Genomic DNA, 22926 nt, shown 5'->3' with positions numbered 1-22926 from the left:
CCTCTCGCATCACGCGCAGGACGCGGCGACCGCTCGTCAGACCTGTGCCGCGCCCTCCGCGACTCCCGCCTCCGCATCCCGCGCCGCCACGAACGCCGCCACCGCGCGGTCGATGTCGCCCTGCGAGTGCGAGGCCGAGAGCTGCACGCGGATGCGCGCGGTGCCGCGCGGCACGACCGGGAACGAGAACGCCGTCACGTAGACGCCGAGGTCGAGCATGCGGTGCGCGATGCGGGCCGTGAGGGCGGCGTCGCCGAACATGACGGGCACGATCGGATGCTCGCCCGGCTGCAGCTCGAAGCCGGCGTCGGTCATGGCCGCGCGGAAGGCCGCCGCGTTCCTGCGCAGCCGCTCGCGCGCATCCTGCGAGCCCTCGATCACGTCGAGGGCGGCGAGGGTTCCGGCGACGATGACCGGGGCGACGCTGTTCGAGAACAGGTACGGGCGCGAGCGCTGGCGCAGCAGGTCGACGATCTCGCGGTGCGCGGCGACGTACCCGCCCGAGGCGCCGCCGAGCGCCTTGCCGAAGGTGCCGGTGAGGATGTCGACGCGGTCCTGCACCCCGCACAGCTCGGGGGTTCCGCGGCCCGACTCGCCGATGAAGCCGACCGCGTGCGAGTCGTCGACGAAGACGAGCGCGTCGTAGCGATCGGCCAGGTCGCAGATCGCCTCGAGCGGGGCGATGTAGCCGTCCATCGAGAAGACGCCGTCGGTCACGATCACCCGGAAGCGCGCATCCGCGGCCGCCACCAGCTGCGCCTCGAGGTCGGCCATGTCGCGGTTGCGGTAGCGCAGCCGGCGCGCCTTCGAGAGGCGGATGCCGTCGATGATCGAGGCATGGTTCAGCTCGTCGGAGATGATCGCGTCGTCGGCGCCGAACAGCGTCTCGAAGACGCCGCCGTTCGCGTCGAAGCACGACGAGAAGAGGATCGCGTCGTCGGTTCCGAGGAACCCGGCGACCCGCCGTTCGAGCTCGCGGTGCTGGGTCTGCGTTCCGCAGATGAAGCGCACGCTCGCGAGCCCGTAGCCCCAGGTGTCGAGGGCGTCGTGCGCGGCGCTGACGAGCGTCGCGTCGTCGGCCAGGCCGAGGTAGTTGTTGGCGCAGAAGTTGAGCACATCCTGCCCGTCGGCGTGGATGCGGGCGCTCTGCGGCCCGGAGATCTCGCGCTCGTGCTTCGTCAGCCCGGCGGCCTCGATCTCGTCGAGCTGCCCGGCGAGGTGGCTGCGGAATGCGGTGTACATCAGAGCTCCGTCCAATCGAGAACGACCTTGCCGCCGGACCCGGCGGAGGCGGCCGCGAATCCGGCCTTCCAGTCGCGGGCGGGGATGACCTCGGTGATGACCGAGCCGATCGCCGCCCGCAGCGCGCTCGAGGTCTGCAGCATCGCCGACATGGCGTTCCAGGTCTCGAACATCTCGCGGCCGTAGATGCCCTTCACGACCAGCATGTGGGTGACGACCTTGGCCCAGTCGATCGCGAACGGCGCGCTGGGCAGGCCGAGCATCGCGATGCGGCCGCCGTGGTTCATGTTGTCGATCATCTCCGGCAGCGAGCTCGGGGCGCCGCTCATCTCGAGCCCGACGTCGAAGCCCTCGCGCATGCCGAGCGCGGTCTGCGCCTCGTGGATGCGCCGGGCCGACACGTCGACCACGTCATCCGCGCCGATCCCCTTCGCGAGGGCGAGCCGCGCCGGGCTGATGTCGGTGCCGACGATGAAGCGGGCGCCGACGTGCCGGGCGATCGTGATCGCCATCAGGCCGATCGGGCCGCATCCGGTGATCAGCACATCCTCGCCGACCAGCCGGTAGGCGAGGGTCGTGTGCACGGCGTTGCCGAGCGGGTCGAAGATCGCGCCGAGCTCGGGCGAGATGTCGCCCTGGTGCACCCAGACGTTGCTGGCCGGGATGGTGAGATACTCGGCGAAGGCGCCGTCGCGCTGCACGCCGAGGCCGACGGTGCGGATGCACATCTGCCTCCGCCCGGCGCGGCAGTTGCGGCAGGTGCCGCAGACGATGTGACCTTCGCCCGACACCCGGTCGCCGATGTTCACGTCGCGCACGAGCTCGCCGGTCGCGACGACCTCGCCGTAGAACTCGTGGCCGGGGATGAGCGGAGCCGCGATGGTCGAGGCGGCCCAGTCGTCCCAGTGGTCGATGTGCAGGTCGGTGCCGCAGATGCCGGTGCGCAGCACGCGGATCACGACATCCTCGGGGCCGGCGACCGGATCCGGCACCGTCACCCAGTCCAACCCCGCACCGGGCGCCGTCTTCTGCAGAGCGCGCATGCGCCCTGTCTAATCGCGTCGATAGCGCAGAACAACGGCACGGTTCTTCATCGATCGTGAAGCAGATGCTTCACTGTCCGACGTGGAGATCCATCAACTGCGACTGCTCCGCGAGCTCGCCCACCTGGGCAGCGTGAGCGCGGTGGCCGCCGCCTCCGGCGTCTCGCCCTCGGCCGTATCGCAGCAGCTCGCCGCCCTGCAGCGGGGCTTCCGCACCCCGCTCACGCGCAAGCAGGGCCGCTCGCTCGTGCTGACGGATGCCGGACTCGCGCTCGTGCGAGCCGGCGACGGCGTGCTGGATGCGGTCGCCGCGGCCCGCGCCGCCGTCGACGACTACGAGAGCGACGAGCGCGGCGTCGTGCGGCTCAGCGGCTTCCACAGTGCCGGGCAGGTGATCTTCGGCAGCCTCATCGCCGAACTGGCTGCGAGCGGCGGGCCCGAGGTGCGCTTCACCGATGAGGACGTCGCCCAAGACGACTTCCCGGCGCTCGCCGCCCGCTACGACCTCGTGCTCGCGCACCGGCTCGACCACAGTCCGCCCTGGCCCGACGACGGCGTGCGCGTGATCACGCTCGTCCACGAGCCGCTGGATGTGGCGCTGCCGGCATCCCATCGCCTCGCCCGCGCGTCGCGTCTGCGCCCCGCGGATCTCATCGGCGAGCGCTGGGTCAGCAGCCGCGCCGGGTTCTCGCCCGACGACGTGCTGCGGGCCGTCGCCGCCTCGGCGGAGCGCAGCATCGACATCGTGCACCGCGTCAACGACTGGAGCACGGTCGCGTCGATCGTCTCCACGGGCGACGCGCTCGGACTGCTGCCGCGCTACACGGGCAGCCTCGCGCACGTCGACGGGGTCGTCACCCGGCCGCTCGTCGGCGTCGGCACGACCCGCTCGATCGACGTGCTCGCGCGCCCCGAGATCCTGCGGCGGCGCGCGGTGCGCTCGGTCGTCGAGTCGCTGCGGCGGGTGATGGACGCGCTGGCGGCGGGCGGCGACTGAGGCGGAGAGAGCGGCTGACGACGGGCGGGTGACGGCGACGGCGCTCGCCGCAGCCCAGCGCCGCACCCGCTCGTCGAACTAGCGTCGGGGCATGCGCGCGATCGTCTACACGTCCACCGGCGACTCCTCCGTTCTGAACCTCGTCGAGCGCGAGGAGGCGCATGCCGGGCCCGGCCAGGTGCGGGTGCGCATCCACGTCAGCGGCGTGAACCCGACCGACTGGAAGCGCCGCGCGGCCCAGACCGCTCCGGCGACCGGCGGCGCGGACGACGCCGACGCCCCGGCGATCGTGCCGAACCAGGATGGCGCGGGCGTGATCGACGAGGTCGGCGACGGCGTCGAGGGGTTCGCGGTGGGTGATCGCGTGTGGCTGTTCCTCGCGCAGCACGAATCGGACGACGGCACCGCGCAGGATGCCGCCGTCGTCGAGGCGTGGAAGGCCGTGAAGCTGCCCGACGGCGTCAGCTTCGACGTCGGCGCGAGCCTCGGCGTGCCCGCGATGACCGCGCACCGCGCCCTGACCGTGCACGAAGACGGACCGCGGCGTCTCGCGCCGGGCTCCCTCGACGGACGCACGGTGCTCGTCACCGGCGGCGCCGGCGCGGTCGGCCACGCCGCCATCCAGCTCGCCCGCTGGGCCGGCGCGACCGTGATCACGACGATCTCGAGCGACGCCAAGGCCGCCCTCGCGACCGCCGCCGGCGCCCACTTCGCGATCGACTACACGCAGGGCGACCCGGCCGCGGCGATCCGCGAGCTCGCGCCCGACGGCGTCGACATCGTGGTCGACGTCGACTTCATCCGCAACGTCGGGCTCGTGGCGGCCGTCGTCGCGACCCGCGGCTCGGTGGCGATCTACGCGAACAGCGGCAGCGACATCCAGATCCCGATCCGCGAGTGGATGGGGCTCAACGCCCGCCTGCAGTTCGTGCTGCTCTACACGGTCGGCGACGAGGCGCTGCAGGCGGGCGTCGAGGACGTGACGGCCGCCGCCGCGGACGGCGCCCTCGAGGTCGGCGACGCGACGGGACTGCCGCTGACCCGCTTCCCCCTCGCCGAGACCGCCGCTGCGCACGACGCCGTCGAGTCGGGCACCGTCGGCAAGGTGCTGATCGACGTCACCGCGGGCTGACGGCTCGCCCGGGGACGTCGTCGGGCACCCGGGTCGGACGCGCGGATGGGCGTCGTCGGCGAGGACACCGCGCGGCTGACGCGCGGGCGAGAGTGGGCAGAGGGCCGCCCGGCGTGCGAGCACCGGCTGAGTCAGTGCGAGTCGGTCTCGAGCTGACGCCTCTCGGGCGGCGCGGGGGCGGATGATCCGGCGCCCAGGAGCGTCGTCGAAAGTCGTTCCCAGAGCCCGGTCGGTGGGCGATTCGGCCGCCGGAGCCGACCCCCACCAATGTCGGTGGTCGGGGTCACCATGAGGGTATGGAGAAGCCCCCGCTCGAATTCGCTGCCGGCGTCGTCGACGCCGCGCTGAGTGAGCTGGCGGGCGACGCCGAGGGGATCGTCGGCCTGCTCGCCGCAGCCCAGGTGGCCGAGACCCGGATGCTCGCGCGGGCCGGGCAGATCGCCGCGGCCGAGGCGGTGGGGCAGCGCGCGGGCGTGCGTGCGCATGACATGGCGCTGCGTTCCATCGCGGCCGAGCTTGCCGGCGTGTTCCGCGTGACCGATCGAACGATGCAGGGGCGCATCGGCGACGCGCAGGAGATCGTCGAGAAGTACCCGGTCGCGCTGTCCGCGTGGGAATCGGGGTTCATCACGCGGGGGCACGTGAACGTGATCGTCGACGCCGGACGGATCGTGGGCGACGAACGCCGCGCCGAGTACGAGCGCGAGGCGATCGACCGCTGCCTCCGCGACACCCCGAACCGGGTCAGGGCCGGGCTCGAGCTCTACGCCGAGAAGCTCACCGAGCGCTCGTTCACCGAACGACACGAGGAGGCGGCCCGTCGGCGGGCAGTGCGTCTCATCCCCGGACGCGACGGGATGTGCGACGTCATCGCCACAGTTCCTGCGGTGATCGGCGACGGCATCCTCGATCGACTCACGCGGATGGCGCACGTCGTGATCGACGCCGGCGACCGTCGCGGCATCGACGAGGTGCGAGCCGACGTCTTCGCCGACCTGCTGCTCGCCGGCGCCCCGCAGCTCGACCCGACCGCACACGGTGACGCCGACGGTGTCGGCGCCCTCGGTGCGATCCGCGCCCACGTGCAGGTCGTGGTGCCGGCGTCCGCGCTCGTCGGACTCGGCGACGATCCCGCCGATCTCGTCGGACGCTCGCCGGTCGACGCCGACACCGCACGCCGGCTCGCCGGAAGCGCACCGTCGTTGTCGCGCATCCTCACCGATCCGGTCACCGGCGGCGTGCTCGTCACCGATCGCTACCGGCCGACCACCGATCAGCGTCGCCACCTGCGCGTGCGCGACCAGCACTGCCGCTTCCCCGGATGCCGCCTGGCCGCGATCCGCTGCGAGATCGACCACACGATCGACCACGTCCTCGGCGGACCGACCACGGTCGGCAACCTCGCCCATCTCTGCCAGCGGCACCACTCGATGAAGCAGTTCACCCGATGGAGAGTGCGGCAACGCGGCGGCGGGGTGCTCGAATGGACCTCGCCCACCGGACGGATCTACCGCGAGGATGCGCCGACGGCGCCGGTCGCATTCGCTGGCTCCGATGAGCCCGCGCCGCGCGCATCCAGCACGATCGAGATCCCCCGGTCGGGCCTGCCGGATGCGCCCGATCCGCCCGACGCTCTCGATCCGCCCAGCGCTCTCGATCCACCCGGTGAAACCCGACACTTCGATAAGGTCGACGTGTTCGGGGTGCCCGACGAGCATCCCGAGATCCCGGTCGAGATGCTTGCCGAGCTATTCGACTTCGGCGACGTGCCGTCTGATCAGCTGCTGGCCGAACTGCTCGAGATCGAGCGAGCCCTGCTCGACCCGGCCCCGTTCTGACCTGCGCCGTGCGCTCCGCGCGAATCGTCGGTGAGTGATCTCGCGTCGTGCCGCATCGTCAGCGCGCCCCGCCCCGTGCGCGCCACAGCGGCACGAGATCGCGCTGGAGACGCCGCGTCGGTTGGCACTCGCCTTCGCGAGCCCTCGGTGAGCTCTTCCGTCGAGCCCCAGTCCCGACCTCAGCCGAGCATGATCGCGGCGAGCAGGATCGCGCCGCTGGAGATGAACAGCGCCGTGCCGAACTGCATCGTGCGCGACTTGTTGTTGCTCGCCACCTTCACGCTGACCTCGAGGATCGGGCATCCCGACCAGCCGATGAGGCCGACGGCGAGAGTCATGATGACGACCCCGATCCACCAGATGCCCTGCAGCACGCCGGGGAGCTGATCCGGACGCCAGCCGCTCGCGAGCAGCGGACCCATCGTCGCGCCGATCGACAGCACGACCGCGGCGAACCAGATCGTGCCGGTCCACATGATGCGCTGGACGTTCGGCTCCGGCTCCATCAGCGTGTTCGGAATCGGACGCTCCGCACCAGGGGACGCGCCGATCCGAGTTCCGTCGGCCTGCTGCGTCATCCCCGGTTCGTCATTCACGAATCAGGTCTAGCACCGTGGCCGTACTCACGCTGGCTGCACAAGGGATGCCGATGCGGCACACAGCTTCACGGGCCGAGACGGCTTCCGCGCTCGGGTCGCGGGAGCCGCCCGACCGCGGGCCCCAGAGGGACGGCGCTACGCGCTCGCGAGCGTCTTCGCCATCTCCTCCGCCGACTGGCCGCCACGGCGCAGCACGAGCCCGACCACGACGAGCGCGAGCAGGGTCAGCACGAACATGACCGCCGACACCGCCGCGATCTCGGGCCGCAGCCCGACCCGCAGCGCGCTGAAGATGTAGACCGGCCACGGGGTCGCCCCAGGCACCTGCACGAAGCTCGACACGATCGTGTTGTCGAGGCTCAGCGTGAATGACATGAGCGCGCCGGCCCAGATCGCCGGGCTCGCGACCGGCAGCGTGATCTGGAAGAAGCGACGCAGCGGCGGCGCGTACAGGTCGGCCGCGGCCTCCTCGAGCGACTCGTCCATGCCGTGCATCCGCGCCCGCACGATGAACGTGACCACCGCGACCGACAGCACGCTGTGCGCGACCACGAGCCGCACCATGCCGTTGCTGAACGGGGCGATGCCGAAGTCGGTGCCGAGGCTGACGAACCAGGGGAGCATCGACACCGCATCCACGATCTCGGGCGTGAACAGCGTGATCGTCAGCAGGCCGGTCGCCCAGAGCACCCACTTCGCCTTCACCTTCGAGCGGGCCAGCGCGAGGCCGCCGAGGGTGCCGAGGATAGTCGACAGCACGGCCGCGCCGAGCGCCGCCTGCAGCGAGGTGATGACCGAGGCGCGCAGCACCGGGTTCTCCCACGCGGCGCCGTAAGCGTCGAAGCCGAAGCCCTGCCAGGTCGCCAGCAGGCGGCCCGTGTTGAAGGAGTAGGCGATGATCACGATGATCGGGATGAACAGGAACGCGAAGACCAGAACGCCCCACACCGTCAGCCCGACGCTCACGCCGTCGCGGCGACGCCGGTTCGCGACCCTCGGTACGGGCCGATCATCCACCGCGCTCATGCCGCACCTCCCGTCAGCACGACGCGTCGCGCTCGGCGTATCGCGAACCTGACCACCAGCGCGATGACGGCGACCAGAGCCACCGTGATCGCCGTGAACAGCATCAGCAGCACCGCCATCGCCGAGCCGAGCGCCCAGTTCTGAGCGGTGTTGAACTGGCTCGCGACGAGCTGGCCGATCATGTTGCCCTGCGCGCCGCCGAGCACGGATGCCGTCACGTAGTCGCCCATGAGCGGGATGAACACGAGCAGCGCCCCGCTCGCGATGCCCGGCGCCGCGAGCGGCAGCGTCACCTGGAACAGGGTGCGGATGCGGTTCGCCCCCAGATCGGCGCTGGCCTCCCGCAGCGAGGTGCCCGCCCGATCCATCGCCACGTACAGCGGCAGGATCATCAGCGGCAGGTAGTTGTAGACGACGCCGATCTGCACGGCCGTCGGCGTGTAGAGCACGTCGAGCTTGTCGAGGCCGAGGCCCTGCAGCGCCGACGACACGAAGCCCTGCGGCGACAGCACGATCTGCCAGCCGAGCGTGCGCACGAGGAAGTTCGTCCAGAACGGCACGAGCACGAGGGCCAGCGCGAGCGCGCGGTACTGCGGCTTCAGCTTGACCGCGAGCCAGTAGGCGAAGGGGATGGCGATGATCAGGCAGATGACCGTGCCGACGACGCCGATGCGCAGCGTGTTGAGGAACGTGCCGAGGAAGGTCGGATCGAGCGCCTCGGCGTAGCGGTCGAACGACAGCTTGTCGTTGGCGTGCGCCGAGAACAGGTCGGGCTTGTAGCCGAAGCTGTACCAGAGCACGAGCGCGATCGGCACGATGAAGAAGAACAGCACGAACGCCCAGGTCGGGAAGCCGGCGACGGTCGTGCCGCTGAGGCGCTGACGGATGCGGGCGCCGCCGCGCCCGGCGCCCCGCCCGCCCGCGCTCGCGCCCGGCTCCTGCGCCAGCGTCATGATCTCGGTGGTGGTCATCAGCTGCCCGCCTTCGCCATCATCCGGTTCATGATCGAGGTCAGCCGCTCGGTCGCGTCCGTCACGAGCGAGGGCGTGAGCCGCTTCTCGACCTCCTCGGTCAGGAACACCAGGTCGGGGAAGTCGTAGTCGCGCTTCCGCGCCAGTTCCTCCTGTCCCCTCAGTCCGGTCGAGTAGCCGATGTAGTCGAGCTCGCGGTAGGCGACCTCCGGCTCGAGCATCGAGTCGATGAAGGCATACGCCGAGTCGGGATGCTGCGCGCCGGTCGTGATCGCCCAGCAGTCCATCCAGAGGTTCGCGGTCGGGGTCGGGAAGACGAACTTCCAGTTCTTCGGCGGCTTCTCGGTCGCGAGGAAGGCCTGCCGCACATCGCCGTTGAAGGCCTGGATGAGCGAGAAGGTCTCCTGCGGGATGCCGCTCTGCGCGGCACTCGAGTTGAAGGCCTTCACGTGCGGCGCGAGCGTGTTGACCATGTACTTCTCGCAGGCGTCGAGGTCGGACTCCTTCGTCGTGTTCGGGTCGATCCCGTTCGCGGCGAACCAGATGCAGCTCACCTCCCACGGGTCTTCGAGGAGTGCCGTGTTGTGGCTCGCGGTGGTCTCGGCGACGTCGAGGAAGTCCTGCCACGAGGTCATCTCGCGGTCGATCACCTCGGTGTTGTAGGCGTACCCGGTGGTGCCGAAGTCCTTGCAGACCGTGTAGACGTTGCCCGGATCCCACGACTGGTCGCGGTAGGCGGGCAGCAGGTTGTCGAAGTTCTTCAGCTTCGACAGGTCGAGCTTCTGCACGAGCTTGTTCTTCGCCAGCAGCGGCACGTAGACGCCGGTCGGCACGATGATGTCGTAGCCGCTCGTGCCGCGCGTCGCGCCGAGCTTGGAGATCATCTCCTCGTTCGAGCCGTAGCTGTCGATCTGCACGGTCACGCCGTTCTTGCGCTGGAACGCCGAGATGTTGCGCGGGTCGTCGTAGTCACCCCAGCTGTAGACGTTGAGCTGGCTCTCGAGCTCGCCGTCGAGGGGCGCGGATGCCGCCAGGCCGGTCTCGCGGGCGCACGCGGCGAGCGTGAGTGCGGTGGCGCTCACGGCGAAGCCGCTGAGCAGGGCGCGTCGGGTGATCTGCGCGGAGGCGGCGCGGGGGATGAGCGCGCGCACCTCGGCACCCGCTTCCCTCGCCCGACCGCCGCGCAGGAACCCGCCGAAGTCGGGCCGTCCCGATCCGCCGAACGGGCCGGGCATCAGGCCGCCGCCTGCTCGGCCGGGAAGGCGCGCAGGGCCGCCGCATCCCAGTGGAACCAGACCTGGTCGCCGGTGCTGAGGCTCTCGGCACGCGCCGGGTCGACGCGCGAGATCAGTTCGAGGCCGCTCGGCGTCGTCACGACGTACTGGATGGCGTCGCCGAGGAACGAGATGCCCGCGACGGTCGCGGGCAGCGCGGCGCTCGCCGGACGCGTCGCCGTGACCGTGACGGCCTCGGCGCGGATCGTCGCCGTCACGCGGGTGCCGGATGCGGGGGCGGGCGCCGCCGAGCCGACGTCGCCGAGCCGGCCGAGCGGGCCGTCGGCGGCGAGCAGCGTGCCATCCGCCTGCACGGTCGCCTCGATGAAGTTCTGCTTGCCGATGAACCCCGCGACGAAGGCGTTCGCCGGCTCGAGGTAGACCTGCTCGGTCGAGCCGATCTGCTGGATCGCGCCGCCCTGCATGACCACGATGCGGTCGCTCATCGACAGCGCCTCCTGCTGGTCGTGGGTCACGAAGACGAAGGTCGTGCCGAGCTGCTGCTGCAGCAGCTTCAGCTCGATCTGCATCTCCTCGCGCAGCTTGCGGTCGAGGGCCGACATCGGCTCGTCGAGCAGCAGCACGCGGGGGCGGTTGACGAGCGCACGGGCGAGGGCGACCCGCTGCTGCTGGCCACCCGACAGCTTGAGCGGACTGCGGTCGGCGAAGTCGCGCATCCGCACCATGTCCAGCGCCTCGGCCACCCGGGCGCCGATCTCGCTGCGCGGGGTGCCCTTCTGCCGCAGCCCGTAGGCGACGTTCTCGGCGACCGTCATGTGCGGGAACAGCGCGTAGCTCTGGAAGACCGTGTTGACCGGGCGCTTGTAAGGCGCCGTGTTCAGCACGCTCGTGCCGCCGACGAGGATGTCGCCGGAGTCGGGATGCTCGAAGCCGGCGATCATGCGCAGCAGCGTCGTCTTGCCGCAGCCGGAGGGGCCGAGCAGGGAGAGGAACTCGCCGCTGTGCACATCGAGGTCGACACCCCCGATCGCGACGTTGCCGCCGAAGGTCTTCACGATGCCGCGCAGCTCGACGCTGCCGTTCACGGCGGATGCATCGGGGGACTGAGCTGTCACACGAACTCCCTTGCTCGCCGTCTGGTGGGGCGACGATATACCGCTCGCGCGACGGAATCGAGAGTTGCGACGGGATTCCGACAGAGGTATACGAAAGGATGCGCGCGGTTGAGCAACGGAATCCGTCGACATTCGCGAGTCTCACCGAGCGATCCCCGCGCCGGCGTCACTGGGTGCCGCTACCGTGCAGGCCATGCAGATCCAGTTCATCGCGGGCTACGGCCCGATCGGACCCGACCCGGCGGCGACACGGCGATTCTGGGGCGACGTGATCGGCCTCGAACTCGACGAGATCGCGCCCGACTACTTCCACGCCCGCGACCTCGACGGGGCGAAGGTGTTCGGGCTGTGGCCGCTGAGCCAGGCGGCCGAGGCCACGTTCGGCACCGCCGAGTGGCCCGCTGATCTCCCCGTTCCGCAGTCGTGGATCGAATTCGAGCTCGAGTCGCCCGAGGCCGTCGCGGCGGGCGCCGCCGAGCTCGCGGAGAAGGGGCAGCGCATCCTCGTCGGACCGAAGGTCGAGCCGTGGGGTCAGTCGACGGCGCGGCTGCTGAGTCCCGAGGGCATCCTCGTCGGGCTCTCGTATCTGCCGTCGTTCCACGAGAGCTGAGTCGCCGAGCAGGCGTCAGGGGCTGCGCACCTCGGCGCCCGGTGGCCGCTACGCGCCGGCGATCTCGACCATCATCGCGACCCGCTCGCGCAGGCGCGCGGCCAGGTCGTCGGCCGAGGAGACCGCCGGCTCGTGGATGGTCTCGAACAGCCCCGCGAACACCAGCGCGACGGCGAGACGCCCGCGCCGCTCGCCGAGGCGATCGACAGCCGCGTCGCTGATCGCGGTGCGCAGCTGCGACATCCATTTGTGGATCGCCGGCGACACCTCGGGCCGCTCGCGCCCCAGCTCCTTCACCCGCGCCGTGTCCGGCGGCAGGTCGATCGTCGCCGCGAGCAGATCGCAGAGGTCGTTCACCGCGCCATGCTCCGCCCCGCGGGCCGCGAAGCGCGCGAAGGCCTCATCGTGGATGCGCGGCTCGCGCAGCCCGAGCGCCGCATCCGCCTTCGACGCGAAGTAGTTGAAGAAGGTGCGCGGCGAGACCTCGGCGACCTCGCAGATCTCCTCGATCGTGACGCCGTCGAGGCCGCGCTCGAGCACGAGCGACCGCGCGGCCTCGTGCAGCGCCATCCAGGTGCGCGCTTTCTTCCGCTCGCGCAGCGAGACCTCTTCGGTGTCGCCGGCGAGGATCAGCGCCGCCGTGTCGAGCGGCACCGCCTCGCGCACCGCCGACGTGGTCGGGGAGGTCTCGCCGCGCACGCCGATCACCGCTGCACGACGGGGATCGAGCCGGTCATCGGCGCGACGAAGGAACCCGACTCGTTGGCGGCCAGCACGGCCTCCTGCTCGAGCTCCTCGGTCGCCTCGCGGTGCTTGTCGGCGCGCTCCTGCAGGGCCGAGCGCTGACGCAGCGGCGGCACCTTGAAGAACCAGGTGAGGATGAACGCGAGCACGATCACGCCGAAGCCGACCCAGAACACGATCACGGCCGAGTCGTTGAATCCGCCGAGGAACGGGCGCGTCAGACGCGGGTCGGCGCCCTTGAGGAACGAGGTGTCGCTCGAGCTCGAGTCGGAGCTCGACGAGGCGGTGTCGGCCTTCGCGAGCTGGTCGTGGATCTTCGGCTCGAGCTGCGCGACGTAGAAGTCGCGCTGCGCCTTGTCCGACCAGTCGACCGCGACCTTGCCGTCGATCACCGAGGCGTGCGCCTTGTCGGCGACCCCGGCGAGAACGAGCGCCTCGGGTGCGCCGGGTGCTGCGGCGAGCGCCTGCTGCGTGCCCGCATCCAGCTGTGCCTGAATGCCCTGCTTCGCCGGATCGACGACCTTGTTCCAGATCTGCTTCATGACGGCCGCGTTCTCGCTCGCGTCGGCGACCTTCGGGTCGAGCGCGGCGCTGAGACCGGCGGTCAGGGTCTTCTCGTTCGACAGCGAGCTCGCGATGTTGCCCGGCAGCGCCGAGAACAGCACCGACAGCAGCACGGCGACGCCGAGCGTTCCGCCGATCTGACGGAAGAACGTCGCCGAGCTCGTCGCCACGCCCATGTCGCGCGGCTCGACCGAGCCCTGCGCGGCGAAGGTGAGCGTCTGCATGAGCTGGCCGAGGCCCAGGCCGATCACGAACATCGCGATGAGCAGGAACCAGAGCGGGCGGTCGATGTTCATGAAGGTCAGCAGGATGTAGCCGACCGCGGTGAAGGCGGTTCCGGTGATCGGGAAGGCGCGGTACTTGCCGATGCGCGAGATCAGCTGACCCGACACGATCGAGGCGACCATGAGGCCGAGCACGAGCGGCAGGGTGGCGAAGCCGGCGGCCGTCGGGTCGAGCCCGACGACGATCTGCAGGTAGAGCGGCAGCGTCAGCATGGCGCCGAACATCGCGAAGCCGACGAGGAAGCCGAGCAGCGCCGCCATCGAGAAGGTGCCCGAGCGGAAGAGCTTCATCGGCAGGATGGCGTCATCCTTCATCCGCGTCTCGATGACGACGAAGGCGACGAGTCCGACGGCGCCGATCACGTAGCAGGCGATCGATCCGATCGAACCCCAGCCCCAGGTGCGGCCCTGCTCGGCGACGAGCAGCAGCGGCACGAGCGCGACGATGATCGCCGTCGCGCCCCACCAGTCGATGCGCGGCGCGGTGGCGCGGTCGTGCACCTTGGGCAGGTGCAGGAAGCGGATCACCATGATCAGCGCGATGACGCCGATCGGCACGTTGATCAGCAGCACCCAGCGCCATCCGGTGATGAAGAGGATCTGGTCGGCGCCCGCGAGGAGTCCGCCGAGCAGCGGCCCGATGACGGAGGCGATGCCGAACACCGCGAGGAAGTAGCCCTGATACTTGGCGCGTTCGCGCGGGGCGAGGATGTCGCCGAGGATCGCGAGCGGCAGCGACATGAGCGCGCCGGCGCCGATGCCCTGGATCGCGCGGAAGCCGGCGAGCATGAGCATCGAGGTCGACATCGACGACAGCACGGCGCCGGCGATGAAGACGCTGATGCCGAAGATGAACAGCGGACGACGGCCGAAGATGTCGCTGAGCTTGCCGTAGATCGGCGTCGCGATCGTCGACGTGATCAGGTACGCCGTCGTGACCCAGGCCTGCTGGTCGAGGCCCTTGAGATCGTCGCCGATCGTGCGGATCGCCGTGCCGAACACGGTCTGGCCGAGCGAGGAGAGGAACATGCCGGCGAGTAGGCCGTAGATCACGAACAGGATCTCGCGGTGGCTCATGAGGGTGCCGCCCGCGCCTCCTCCTCCGCTCGGGGTGGTCGAGCGGGGTGGTGAGCTGACGGCAGCCGAGGACATGCGCTTCCTAACGTGGTGCAGCGGGTGGGGCGTCGCGCGCCGGAACCCGGGTGGTGGGGAGGGGTGACGCCGACGCTGGCGACGAGCTTGCATGTACTGCAAACTTTTAGACCGTGCAAGATTATTCCCGCGACGGGTGTCGCGCAAGCCGAAGGGGGCAGCGCTGCTGCCATCTGTTGAGATGAGGGTGTGGGTTCTTCTCCGACGCGCACGCTGCAGGTCGCTCTCAACGGACCGCGGCCGCACCCGCGCATGCCGAGGACGCCTGACGAGATCGCCGACGATGCCGCGGCCGCGGTGCTCGCCGGCGCGACGTCGATCCACCTGCACGCCTTCGACGACGACGGGCGCGAGACCTTCGAGGCGCGCCACGTCGCCGCGACGTTGCGAGCGGTGAGGCGGGTCGCGCCGACGGTGCCGCTGAACATGACGACCTTCGCCGAGATCGAGCCGGATCCGCGGGCCCGACTGCGGGCGATCTCGGAGTGGACCGAGCTGCCCGACCTGATCCCGGTCAACCTCGGCGAGTCGGGGGTCGATGACATCGCCGCCCTGCTCGCCCGTCGGGGCGTCGGGCTCGAGGCGTGCCTGCTCTCGGTGGACGCCGCGCGCGAGTTCGCGGCGCGGCCGTCGGCTCATCCCTGGCGCCGGGTGTTCGTCGAGCCCGTCGCCGAGCGGGTCGAGGATGCGCTCGGCGAGTCGCTCGAGATCGAGCGACTGCTCGCCGAGGTCGGCGTCGGCCTCGAGCAGGTGCATCACGGCGCCGGGCCGACCGCCTGGGCGGTGCTCGAGTCGGCCGTGCACCGCGGGCACGGCATCCGGATCGGCCTGGAGGATGTGTATCGCCTGCCGAGCGGCGAGGTCGCGCCGGGCAACGCGGAGCTGGTGCGAGCGGAGGCGGACGTGCTCGGCGGGCGCTGAGGGCCGGCGCGCGCTGAGGGCCGGCGAGGGGCACGGGACGCGGGCGCTCCCTGCCCGCGCGTGGGCGCTACGCGGTGGGCGCCCCGCTCGGGGTGTCGCGCAGCGACCGCACCATGCTCTGCAGCGCCCGGAATGCCGTCGCCTGCTCGGCCTCGCTCATGCCGGCGAGCATCCGCGACTCGACCCCGCGCACTGCGGCGCTCGCGGCGGCCAGCTTGCGCCGGCCGAGCGCGGTCAGCTCCGTCGGCAGCGCCTTCCCGACGGTCGCCTCGGTCGCGCGCGTGACCTGGCCCTCGCGTTCGAGCGACTGCAGCAGCACGTTCATCGACTGCCGGGTGACGAAGGCGCCGCGGGCGAGCTCGGAGTTCGAGAGCCCGGGGCGCTGGGCGAGCAGCTCGAGGCAGGAGTAGTGCGTCACGGTCATGCCGAGCGGGCGCAGCACGTCCTCCATCGCTGCGCGCAGCGCGCTCGAGGCCTCCTTGAGCAGGTAGCCGAGCGAGCTCTCGAGCTGGATGCGGTCATCGCCTTGCGCCATGTCAGTAGTCTGACATACAGTTCTCGCGTGTCAGCTATCTGACACGCGAATCGATCAGCTCAAGGAGCCACCATGCCCGCCACCGGACCCGACTTCCTCTCCCTGCAGGTGCGCGACCTCACCGCGTCGCAGGCGTTCTACGAGAAGTACCTCGGCCTCGAACGCGCGCCCGCCGGCCCGCCGCACGCCGTCGTCTTCACGACGCAGCCGATCGCCTTCGCCCTGCGCGACATCGTCGAGGGCACCGACCTGGCCGCCGCGCCGCATCCCGGCATCGGCGCCGCCATCTGGCTGCACGCCACCGAGGTGCAGGCGATCCACGACGCGCTCGCCGCCGACGGCCACGAGATCGTCGCTGCCCCGATCGACGGCCCCTTCGGCCGCACCTTCACCTTCGCCGACCCCGACGGCTACCGCATCACGCTGCACGACCGGGCGTGAGCGCCGCGCCGGTGTCGCGGCGGCGGATGCCCGTCGCCGTGAACACCGCGAGTGCGACGAGCACGCCGCCGATCGTCAGCGTCATCGCCGTCCAGCCGAGCTGCTGGAAGACCAGGCCGAGCGCCCATCCGCCGACGCCCGATCCCAGGTAGAAGGCGATGTTGTAGAGCGCGCTCGCCTGGCTGCGGTGGTCGTGATCGGCGCGGCGCCCGGTCGCGGCGACCGCCGAGGCGTGGGCGAGGAACTGCCCGCCGGTGAACAGCACCAGCCCGACGACGATGATCGCGACGCTGTCGAAGCCCATGAGCGCGAGGCCCGCCATGAGCGCCGCGAGCCCGACGAGGATGATGCGCTCGGCCCCGACGCGCGGCAGCCACTTGCCGGCGAGCCGCGAGGTGACCGTGCCGGCGCCGTAGGCGAGGAACAGCAGCGACACCCAGCCCGGGTCGAGGTGGAACGGCGCCGCCTCGAGCCGGAACGCGAGGAAGTTGTAGACGGCGACGAAGCATCCGGTCAGCAGGAGCGCCTGCACGTCGAGCCGCAGCAGGGTGAACCGCAGAGCACGGCGGATGCGCTGCCGCTGCGTCAGGTGCGCGAACGAGGTGGATGCGGCGCCGCCCTGCGTCGCCTCGGCGGCGACCGGCTGCGCCACGAGCGGGCGGGTGACGGGCGGCGTGGCGGGGGAGGTGGGCGCGAGCAGGATGAACACCAGCGCGGCGACGAGGCTGACGGCGCCGACGACGAGCAGGGCGCCGCGCCATCCCAGCGGCTCGCCGAGCGGACCCGCGATGAGACGGCCGGCGGCGCCGCCGATCGTCGTGCCCGAGATGTAGACGGCGGCCGCGGCAGCCGCGCGGCGGGCCGTGAGGTTCTCGTGCACGTACGACACGGCGAGCACGGGCACGGCGCCGAGCACGGCTCCGCTGAGCAGGCGCAGGCCGACGAGGGTGCCGAGGTCGGGCACGGCGCAGGCGGCGAGCCCGAGCACGACGGCGCCGAGCACCGCGATGCGCATCGACAGCAGCCGGCCGATGCGGTCGGCGATGCCGGCCCAGCCGAGCACGCCGAGCGCGAGCCCGGTGGTCGCGGCCGAGACGGTGAGCGCCGCATCCGCCGGTGTGACCTTCAGGTCGCGGGCCAGCTCGGGCAGCACGCCCTGCACGGCGTAGAGCTCGGCGAAGGTGGCGATGCCGGCCGCGAGCAGCGCGAGCATCATGCGGCGGTAGCGGCGGCGGGCGGCGCGCTCCTCGGGGCTGGCGCCATCGCCCATCGTGCGCTGGATGGGCACGGAGTCGGTCGCGGGGGCGGAGGGCACGTTCTGCGACGGTAGTCACGCGCTGGGTGCATGACTAATGCGAATCAGGTCACGAGTCATATCCTCAGTGCATGGATGCTCGTGACATGCGAACCCTGCTCGGCGACGTGCAGGTGCTCGTCGAGCTGGCCCACACCGGAACCGTCACCGGCGCCGCCGACGAGCTCGGCATCCCGCAGCCCTCGGCCAGCCGCGCGCTCACCCGTCTCGCCGAGAGGGTCGGCGCCCCGCTCACCGCCCGTCGCGGGCGCGGCGTCGAGCTGACCGAAGCCGGCCGCGCCCTCGCCGACGCCGGAGCCGACGCTCTCGAGCTGTTGCACGACGGCGTCGCCGCGGCCCGCAGCGCGGCCGAGCCGGCCGAGGCGCTCGTGCGCGTCGCCTATCAGACGGCCCTCGGCGAGACCTTCCTGCCGCGGGCGCTCGCCCGGCACCGGCAGCGGCGTCCCGGGGTGCGGTTCCGACTCATCCACGGGGCGCGCGAGAGCCTGCTCGAGGCGGTGCGCCGCGGCGAGGCCGACCTCGCCGTCGTCGCCGACCCGCCGCACGAACCCGGGCTGCGCACCGAGCCGCTCTACTCCGAGCCGCTGTTCCTGGTCGTGCCGCGCGGGCATCCGCTCGCCTCCCTCGACCGCCCGGCTCGTCCGGCCGACTTCGCGGGCGAGGAGATGATCGCGCTCGGACGCGGCTTCGGCCTGCACGAGTCGATCCGTCGCATCACGGGCGAGCACGCCGCGGCCGGCGCCTACGAGGTCGACGACTACCGGGTGGCGCGCGGACTCGCGGCCGCCGGGGCGGGCGTCACGATCCTGCCGGCCGGCTCCGGCGACGACGGCGCCGTCGAGGTTCCGATCGACCACCCGGATGCGCGCCGGGTGATCGGCGCGGTCACCGCCGCCGACTCCGACCCGGCGGTCGACGACCTCGTGCAGTCGCTGCATGCGATCGCGCGCTACCGCTGGCGGCCGGGCCGCTGACTTCACCTGAGAAGGCTGATGTCTCCTGAGAAGGCTGATGTCTCCTGAGAAGGCTGAACTCCCGTGAGAACGCCGACGTCTCCTGAGAAGATCATCTCGTGAGCGCGCCGATCGTCGTCATGGGCGTGAGCGGCTCGGGCAAGAGCACGGTCGGCGCCGAGCTGGCTGCGGCGCTCGGGGTCGCCTTCGTCGATGGGGATGCGCTGCATCCGCCCGTCAACATCGCCAAGATGGCGGCCGGCATCCCGCTCGATGATGCGGATCGGGCGCCCTGGCTGACGGCCGTCGGCACGACGCTCGCGCACGGTGAGCCGGCCGGTGTCGTCGTCGCCTGCTCGGCGCTGCGCCGGGTCTACCGGGATCGGCTGCGCGAACTCGCGCCGGCGCTGCGCGTGGTCTACCTGTTCGGCGATCCGGCGCTGCTGCACGCGCGGATCGCCGCGCGTCGCGGGCACTTCATGCCGCCCGCGCTGCTCGACTCCCAGCTCGCGGCGCTCGAGCCGCCGACGCCGGACGAGCGGGCGATCGCCCTGGATGTGGCCTATCCGATCCCGGGTCTGATCGCCGAGGCGCTGCGCTGGCTGGGCCCGTCGCGGGCCTGATCCGCCGCGGTCGTCAGCCCTCGGGATGCCCGGGCTGACCGGCTCTTTCAGCCGCCGAGGAGATTCAGGAAAAAACTTTGTGCTTACATACTGTCATGGGTAGTATGAACCGCACCGAGTCTCCGAGCAGAGAGTTGTACGACGTCGTATGACCGCCAACCGATCCTCCACCACCTTCGACCTGATCTCCATCGGTCGCGTGGGTGTCGACATCTACCCGCTGCAGACGGGCGTCGGCCTCGAGCACGTCTCGACCTTCGGCAAGTACCTCGGGGGCAGCGCGACCAACGTCGCCATCGCCGCCGCGCGTCACGGCCGCAGCACCTCGGTCATCACCCGCACCGGTGACGACCCCTTCGGCCGCTTCGTCAACACCGAGCTGCAGCGCCTCGGCGTCGACCCGGTGTTCGTCTCGCCGGTCGCCGGGCTCAACACCCCGGTCACCTTCTGCGAGATCTTCCCGCCCGACGACTTCCCGCTCTACTTCTACCGCGACCCGATCGCGCCCGACCTGGTCATCAAGGGCGGCGAGCTCGACCTCGACGCCATCCACCGGGCCCGTGTCTTCTGGGCGACGGTCACCGGCCTGTCGCGCGAGCCCAGCCGCAGCGCGCACTTCGCCGCGTGGGAGGCCCGCCAGCGCAAGCCGCTGACGATCCTCGACCTCGACTACCGGCCGATGTTCTGGCCCACCGGCGAAGACGCGACCAAGCAGGTCGAGCGCGCCCTCGAACACGTCACGGTCGCCGTCGGCAACCGCGAGGAGTGCGAGATCGCCGTCGGCGAGACCGACCCGCACCGGGCGGCGGATGCGCTGCTCGAGCGCGGCGTCGAGCTCGCGATCGTGAAGCAGGGCCCCAAGGGCGTGCTCGCGAAGACCCGTGACGAGACCGTCGAGGTCGCCCCCTACTTCGTGGATGTCGTCAACGGCCTCGGCGCCGGCGACAGCTTCGGCGGCGCGCTCGTGCACGGCCTGCTCGAGGGCTGGGACCTGGAGCGCATCCTGCGCTTCGCGAACGTCGCCGGCGCCATCGTCGCCGGTCGCCTCGAGTGCTCCACCGCGATGCCGACGACCGCCGAGGTCGACGCGATCCTCGCCGGGGTGACCCGATGACCGACCTCGACTTCGACCGCCTGCGCGATCTGCGGGCCACCGACCCCGAGGCCGTCTCGCGCGCCTTCGCGACGCGTCGCCGCCGCGAGCTGCTCGAGGGCGACGGCAAGCTCTTCATCGTCGCCGCCGACCACCCCGCCCGCGGCGCCCTCGGCGTCGGCAGCGACCCGCTCGCGATGGCCGACCGCTACGAGCTGCTCACCAACATGGCGATCGCGCTCGAGAACCCGGCCGTCGACGGCGTGCTCGGCACGCCCGACGTGCTCGACGACCTCGCGCTGCTCGGCCTGCTCGACGGCAAGATCGCCGTCGGCTCGATGAACCGCGGCGGCCTGCGCGGCGCCAGCTTCGAGATGGACGACCGCTTCACCGGCCACGACGTGCCGGCGATGGTCGCCGCCGGCCTCGATTTCGCGAAGCTGCTGGTGCGCGTCAACCTGACCGACCCCGGCACGGTCGCGACCCTCGAGGCCACGGCCCGCGCGGTCGACGCCGCCGCGGCCGCGAAGCTGCCGATCATGCTCGAGCCCTTCCTCAGCCGCTGGGTCGACGGCCGCATCGTCAACCAGCTGGATGCGGAGGCCGTCATCAACTCGGTCGCCATCGCGTCCGGCCTCGGCAACACGAGCGCCTACTCCTGGCTGAAGATCCCGGTCGTGCCCGACATGGAGCGCGTCATGGCGGCGACCACGCTGCCGACGCTGCTGCTCGGCGGCGACCCCGAGGGCGACCGCGACGAGACCTACGCCAGCTGGGAGCGCGCGCTCGCGCTGCCGGGTGTGCGCGGCCTGGTGCTCGGCCGCACGATGCTCTACCCCGGCGACGGCGACGTCGCGACCGCCGTGGCTCACGCCGCGTCGCTCGTGCACGGCGTGCGCGTCTGATCTGCCACCACTCTTCTGTTCCACCCCGTATCTGAGGAAGTCATGTCCGAGAACCTGCCCATCGTCCAGCACTGGATCAACGGTGCGATCAGCGAGTCGAAGTCGGGTCGCACCGCCCCCGTCTTCGACCCCGCCCTCGGCAAGCAGACCAAGTCGGTCGCGCTCGCCGACCAGGCCGAGATCGACGCCACGATCGCGGCCGCCCAGGCCGCGTTCCCGGCCTGGCGCGACCTGTCGCTGGCCAAGCGTCAGACGATCGTCTTCAAGTTCCGCGAGCTGCTCGCCGGCCGTTCGCGTGAGCTCGCCGAGATCATCACCTCCGAGCACGGCAAGGTCGTCTCCGACGCCGCCGGCGAGGTCGCGCGTGGCCTCGAGGTCGTCGACCTCGCGACGGGGTTCCCGCACCTGATCAAGGGCGGCTACTCCTCGAACGTCTCGACGGGTGTGGATGTGTACTCGATCAAGCAGCCCCTCGGTGTCGTCGGGATCATCTCGCCCTTCAACTTCCCGGCGATGGTGCCGCTGTGGTTCTTCCCGATCGCGATCGCGGCGGGCAACACGGTGATCCTGAAGCCCAGCGAGAAGGACCCGTCGGCGGCGCTGTGGCTGGCGGAGCTGTGGAAGGAAGCCGGCCTGCCGGACGGCGTCTTCAACGTGCTCCAGGGTGACAAGCTCGCCGTCGACGGCCTGCTGAACGCCCCCGAGGTGCGCTCGATCTCGTTCGTCGGCTCGACCCCGATCGCGCAGTACATCTACGAGACCGCGGCGAAGAACGGCAAGCGCGTGCAGGCCCTCGGCGGTGCGAAGAACCACATGCTGGTCCTCCCGGATGCCGACCTCGACCTCGTCGCCGACTCCGCGATCAACGCCGGCTTCGGCTCCGCGGGTGAGCGGTGCATGGCGGTCTCGGTCCTCCTGGCCGTGGAGCCCGTCGCGGATGACCTGATCGAGAAGATCACCGAGCGCATCTCGAAGCTGCGCATCGGCGACGGCCGCCGCGAGCCCGACATGGGCCCGCTGGTCACCGAGGCGCACCGCGACAAGGTCGCCGGCTACATTGAGATCGCCGAGCAGGATGGCGCGAAGGTCGTCGTCGACGGCCGCGGCATCGAGGTCGACGGCGAGGCCGACGGCTTCTGGCTCGGACCGACCCTGCTCGACAACGTGCCCACCACGAGCCGCGCCTACACCGAGGAGATCTTCGGGCCGGTGCTCAGCGTCGTGCGCGTGCAGTCGTACGAGGAGGGCGTCGAGCTCATCAACTCGGGCCAGTTCGGCAACGGCACCGCGATCTTCACCAACGACGGCGGCGCCGCCCGCCGCTTCCAGACCGAGATCCAGGTCGGCATGATCGGCATCAACGTGCCGATCCCCGTGCCGGTGGCGTACTACTCCTTCGGCGGCTGGAAGGACTCGCTGTTCGGTGCGAACAAGGCCTACGGCCCCGCCGGCTTCGACTTCTTCACCCAGGAGAAGGCCATCACGAGCCGCTGGCTCGACCCGTCGCACGGCGGCATCAACCTCGGCTTCCCCCAGAACTGAGAGAAGACCGAACAGGACGGCGCGGGGTCCGCATCGGGCCCCGCGC

The 22926-nt window shown here is 71.1% G+C and carries 21 protein-coding genes and 1 pseudogene; 11 read left to right on the top strand and 11 right to left on the bottom strand.

The features are described 5' to 3' along the window. Positions 1 to 36: 36 nt before the first annotated feature. Together BJ979_RS02020 and tdh are read right to left on the bottom strand one after the other, a co-directional pair. Positions 37 to 1242 carry a glycine C-acetyltransferase gene (locus tag BJ979_RS02020; RefSeq protein ID WP_179564697.1) on the bottom strand — a complete coding sequence of 402 codons (1206 nt, stop codon included), beginning with the start codon at positions 1240 to 1242 and terminating at the stop codon, positions 37 to 39. Then, positions 1242 to 2285 (bottom strand): L-threonine 3-dehydrogenase, encoded by a 1044-nt coding sequence (gene tdh, locus BJ979_RS02015; RefSeq protein WP_179564695.1) that lies wholly within the window; start codon positions 2283 to 2285, stop codon positions 1242 to 1244. The genes BJ979_RS02020 and tdh overlap by 1 nt, the downstream gene beginning before the upstream one ends. Before the next feature lie 82 nt (positions 2286 to 2367). On the opposite strand from tdh, the gene BJ979_RS02010 reads away from it, so the two are divergent. From BJ979_RS02010 to BJ979_RS02000, 3 genes and pseudogenes are all read left to right on the top strand, one after another. After that, positions 2368 to 3282, top strand: coding sequence for a LysR family transcriptional regulator (locus BJ979_RS02010; protein WP_179564693.1), 915 nt, complete (start codon positions 2368 to 2370; stop codon positions 3280 to 3282). Positions 3283 to 3373: 91 nt separating this feature from the next. Then, positions 3374 to 4414, top strand: a complete 1041-nt coding sequence (locus tag BJ979_RS02005) for an NADPH:quinone reductase (protein ID WP_179564691.1) — start codon at positions 3374 to 3376, stop codon at positions 4412 to 4414. 296 nt (positions 4415 to 4710) lie between these two features. After that, positions 4711 to 5982, top strand: a pseudogene (locus BJ979_RS02000) (HNH endonuclease signature motif containing protein); the annotation flags it as partial. A 449-nt stretch (positions 5983 to 6431) separates the two neighbouring features. On the opposite strand, the gene BJ979_RS01995 reads toward BJ979_RS02000, so the two are convergent. From BJ979_RS01995 to BJ979_RS01975, 5 genes are all read right to left on the bottom strand, one after another. Continuing rightward, positions 6432 to 6848 (bottom strand): hypothetical protein, encoded by a 417-nt coding sequence (locus tag BJ979_RS01995; RefSeq protein ID WP_179564687.1) that lies wholly within the window; start codon positions 6846 to 6848, stop codon positions 6432 to 6434. A gap of 138 nt (positions 6849 to 6986) precedes the next feature. Continuing rightward, complete coding sequence (locus BJ979_RS01990; protein ID WP_343046562.1) at positions 6987 to 7817, bottom strand: ABC transporter permease; 831 nt, start codon at positions 7815 to 7817, stop codon at positions 6987 to 6989. A gap of 56 nt (positions 7818 to 7873) precedes the next feature. Further along, positions 7874 to 8848 (bottom strand): ABC transporter permease, encoded by a 975-nt coding sequence (locus BJ979_RS01985; protein ID WP_246286662.1) that lies wholly within the window; start codon positions 8846 to 8848, stop codon positions 7874 to 7876. Further along, the gene (locus tag BJ979_RS01980; RefSeq protein WP_179564683.1) at positions 8848 to 10083 is read right to left on the bottom strand and encodes a polyamine ABC transporter substrate-binding protein; all 1236 of its coding nucleotides are present in this window, start codon (positions 10081 to 10083) and stop codon (positions 8848 to 8850) included. The genes BJ979_RS01985 and BJ979_RS01980 overlap by 1 nt, the downstream gene beginning before the upstream one ends. Continuing rightward, on the bottom strand, positions 10083 to 11198 hold the full coding sequence (locus BJ979_RS01975) for an ABC transporter ATP-binding protein (protein ID WP_343046561.1): 1116 nt from the start codon (positions 11196 to 11198) through the stop codon (positions 10083 to 10085). The genes BJ979_RS01980 and BJ979_RS01975 overlap by 1 nt, the downstream gene beginning before the upstream one ends. 193 nt (positions 11199 to 11391) lie before the next feature. Between BJ979_RS01975 and BJ979_RS01970 the strand changes: the two genes are divergently transcribed. Continuing rightward, positions 11392 to 11808: a VOC family protein gene (locus BJ979_RS01970; protein ID WP_179564679.1), complete on the top strand. Its 417-nt coding sequence runs from the start codon at positions 11392 to 11394 to the stop codon at positions 11806 to 11808. Positions 11809 to 11856: 48 nt separating this feature from the next. On the opposite strand, the gene BJ979_RS01965 is transcribed toward BJ979_RS01970, so the two are convergent. Together BJ979_RS01965 and BJ979_RS01960 are read right to left on the bottom strand one after the other, a co-directional pair. After that, a complete protein-coding gene (locus BJ979_RS01965; RefSeq protein WP_343046559.1) occupies positions 11857 to 12507 on the bottom strand; it encodes a TetR/AcrR family transcriptional regulator in 651 nt (216 codons plus the stop codon). A gap of 5 nt (positions 12508 to 12512) precedes the next feature. After that, on the bottom strand, positions 12513 to 14552 hold the full coding sequence (locus BJ979_RS01960) for an MDR family MFS transporter (RefSeq protein WP_425502446.1): 2040 nt from the start codon (positions 14550 to 14552) through the stop codon (positions 12513 to 12515). A gap of 189 nt (positions 14553 to 14741) precedes the next feature. On the opposite strand from BJ979_RS01960, the gene BJ979_RS01955 reads away from it, so the two are divergent. Continuing rightward, positions 14742 to 15473 carry a 3-keto-5-aminohexanoate cleavage protein gene (locus BJ979_RS01955; RefSeq protein WP_343046558.1) on the top strand — a complete coding sequence of 244 codons (732 nt, stop codon included), beginning with the start codon at positions 14742 to 14744 and terminating at the stop codon, positions 15471 to 15473. A gap of 67 nt (positions 15474 to 15540) precedes the next feature. On the opposite strand, the gene BJ979_RS01950 is transcribed toward BJ979_RS01955, so the two are convergent. Then, positions 15541 to 16008, bottom strand: coding sequence for a MarR family winged helix-turn-helix transcriptional regulator (locus tag BJ979_RS01950; protein ID WP_179564670.1), 468 nt, complete (start codon positions 16006 to 16008; stop codon positions 15541 to 15543). A gap of 72 nt (positions 16009 to 16080) precedes the next feature. Between BJ979_RS01950 and BJ979_RS01945 the strand changes: the two genes are divergently transcribed. Then, positions 16081 to 16449 (top strand): VOC family protein, encoded by a 369-nt coding sequence (locus tag BJ979_RS01945; protein WP_179564668.1) that lies wholly within the window; start codon positions 16081 to 16083, stop codon positions 16447 to 16449. Here the strand turns inward: BJ979_RS01945 and BJ979_RS01940 are convergent. Further along, positions 16427 to 17764 (bottom strand): MFS transporter, encoded by a 1338-nt coding sequence (locus tag BJ979_RS01940; protein WP_343046557.1) that lies wholly within the window; start codon positions 17762 to 17764, stop codon positions 16427 to 16429. The genes BJ979_RS01945 and BJ979_RS01940 overlap by 23 nt on opposite strands. Before the next feature lie 71 nt (positions 17765 to 17835). Here BJ979_RS01940 and BJ979_RS01935 point away from each other — a divergent pair, with 71 nt between their 5' ends. The 5 genes from BJ979_RS01935 (at position 17836) to BJ979_RS01915 (ending at position 22880) form a co-directional block, all read left to right on the top strand. After that, positions 17836 to 18738, top strand: coding sequence for a LysR family transcriptional regulator (locus BJ979_RS01935; RefSeq protein WP_179564666.1), 903 nt, complete (start codon positions 17836 to 17838; stop codon positions 18736 to 18738). A gap of 98 nt (positions 18739 to 18836) precedes the next feature. After that, complete coding sequence (locus tag BJ979_RS01930; protein WP_343046556.1) at positions 18837 to 19340, top strand: gluconokinase; 504 nt, start codon at positions 18837 to 18839, stop codon at positions 19338 to 19340. 148 nt (positions 19341 to 19488) lie between these two features. After that, positions 19489 to 20454, top strand: coding sequence for a 5-dehydro-2-deoxygluconokinase (iolC, locus tag BJ979_RS01925; RefSeq protein ID WP_179564664.1), 966 nt, complete (start codon positions 19489 to 19491; stop codon positions 20452 to 20454). Then, entirely contained in the window at positions 20451 to 21338 is an 888-nt protein-coding gene (locus tag BJ979_RS01920) for a Cgl0159 family (beta/alpha)8-fold protein (RefSeq protein WP_179564662.1), read from the top strand. Before iolC ends, BJ979_RS01920 begins: the two co-directional genes overlap by 4 nt. A 42-nt stretch (positions 21339 to 21380) precedes the next feature. Continuing rightward, the gene (locus tag BJ979_RS01915; protein WP_179564660.1) at positions 21381 to 22880 is read left to right on the top strand and encodes a CoA-acylating methylmalonate-semialdehyde dehydrogenase; all 1500 of its coding nucleotides are present in this window, start codon (positions 21381 to 21383) and stop codon (positions 22878 to 22880) included. The last annotated feature ends 46 nt before the right edge of the window (positions 22881 to 22926 follow it).

It is taken from the genome of Schumannella luteola (assembly GCF_013408685.1).
Lineage (GTDB): Bacteria > Actinomycetota > Actinomycetes > Actinomycetales > Microbacteriaceae > Schumannella > Schumannella luteola.
This window is presented reverse-complemented; position numbering and strand designations above follow the sequence as displayed.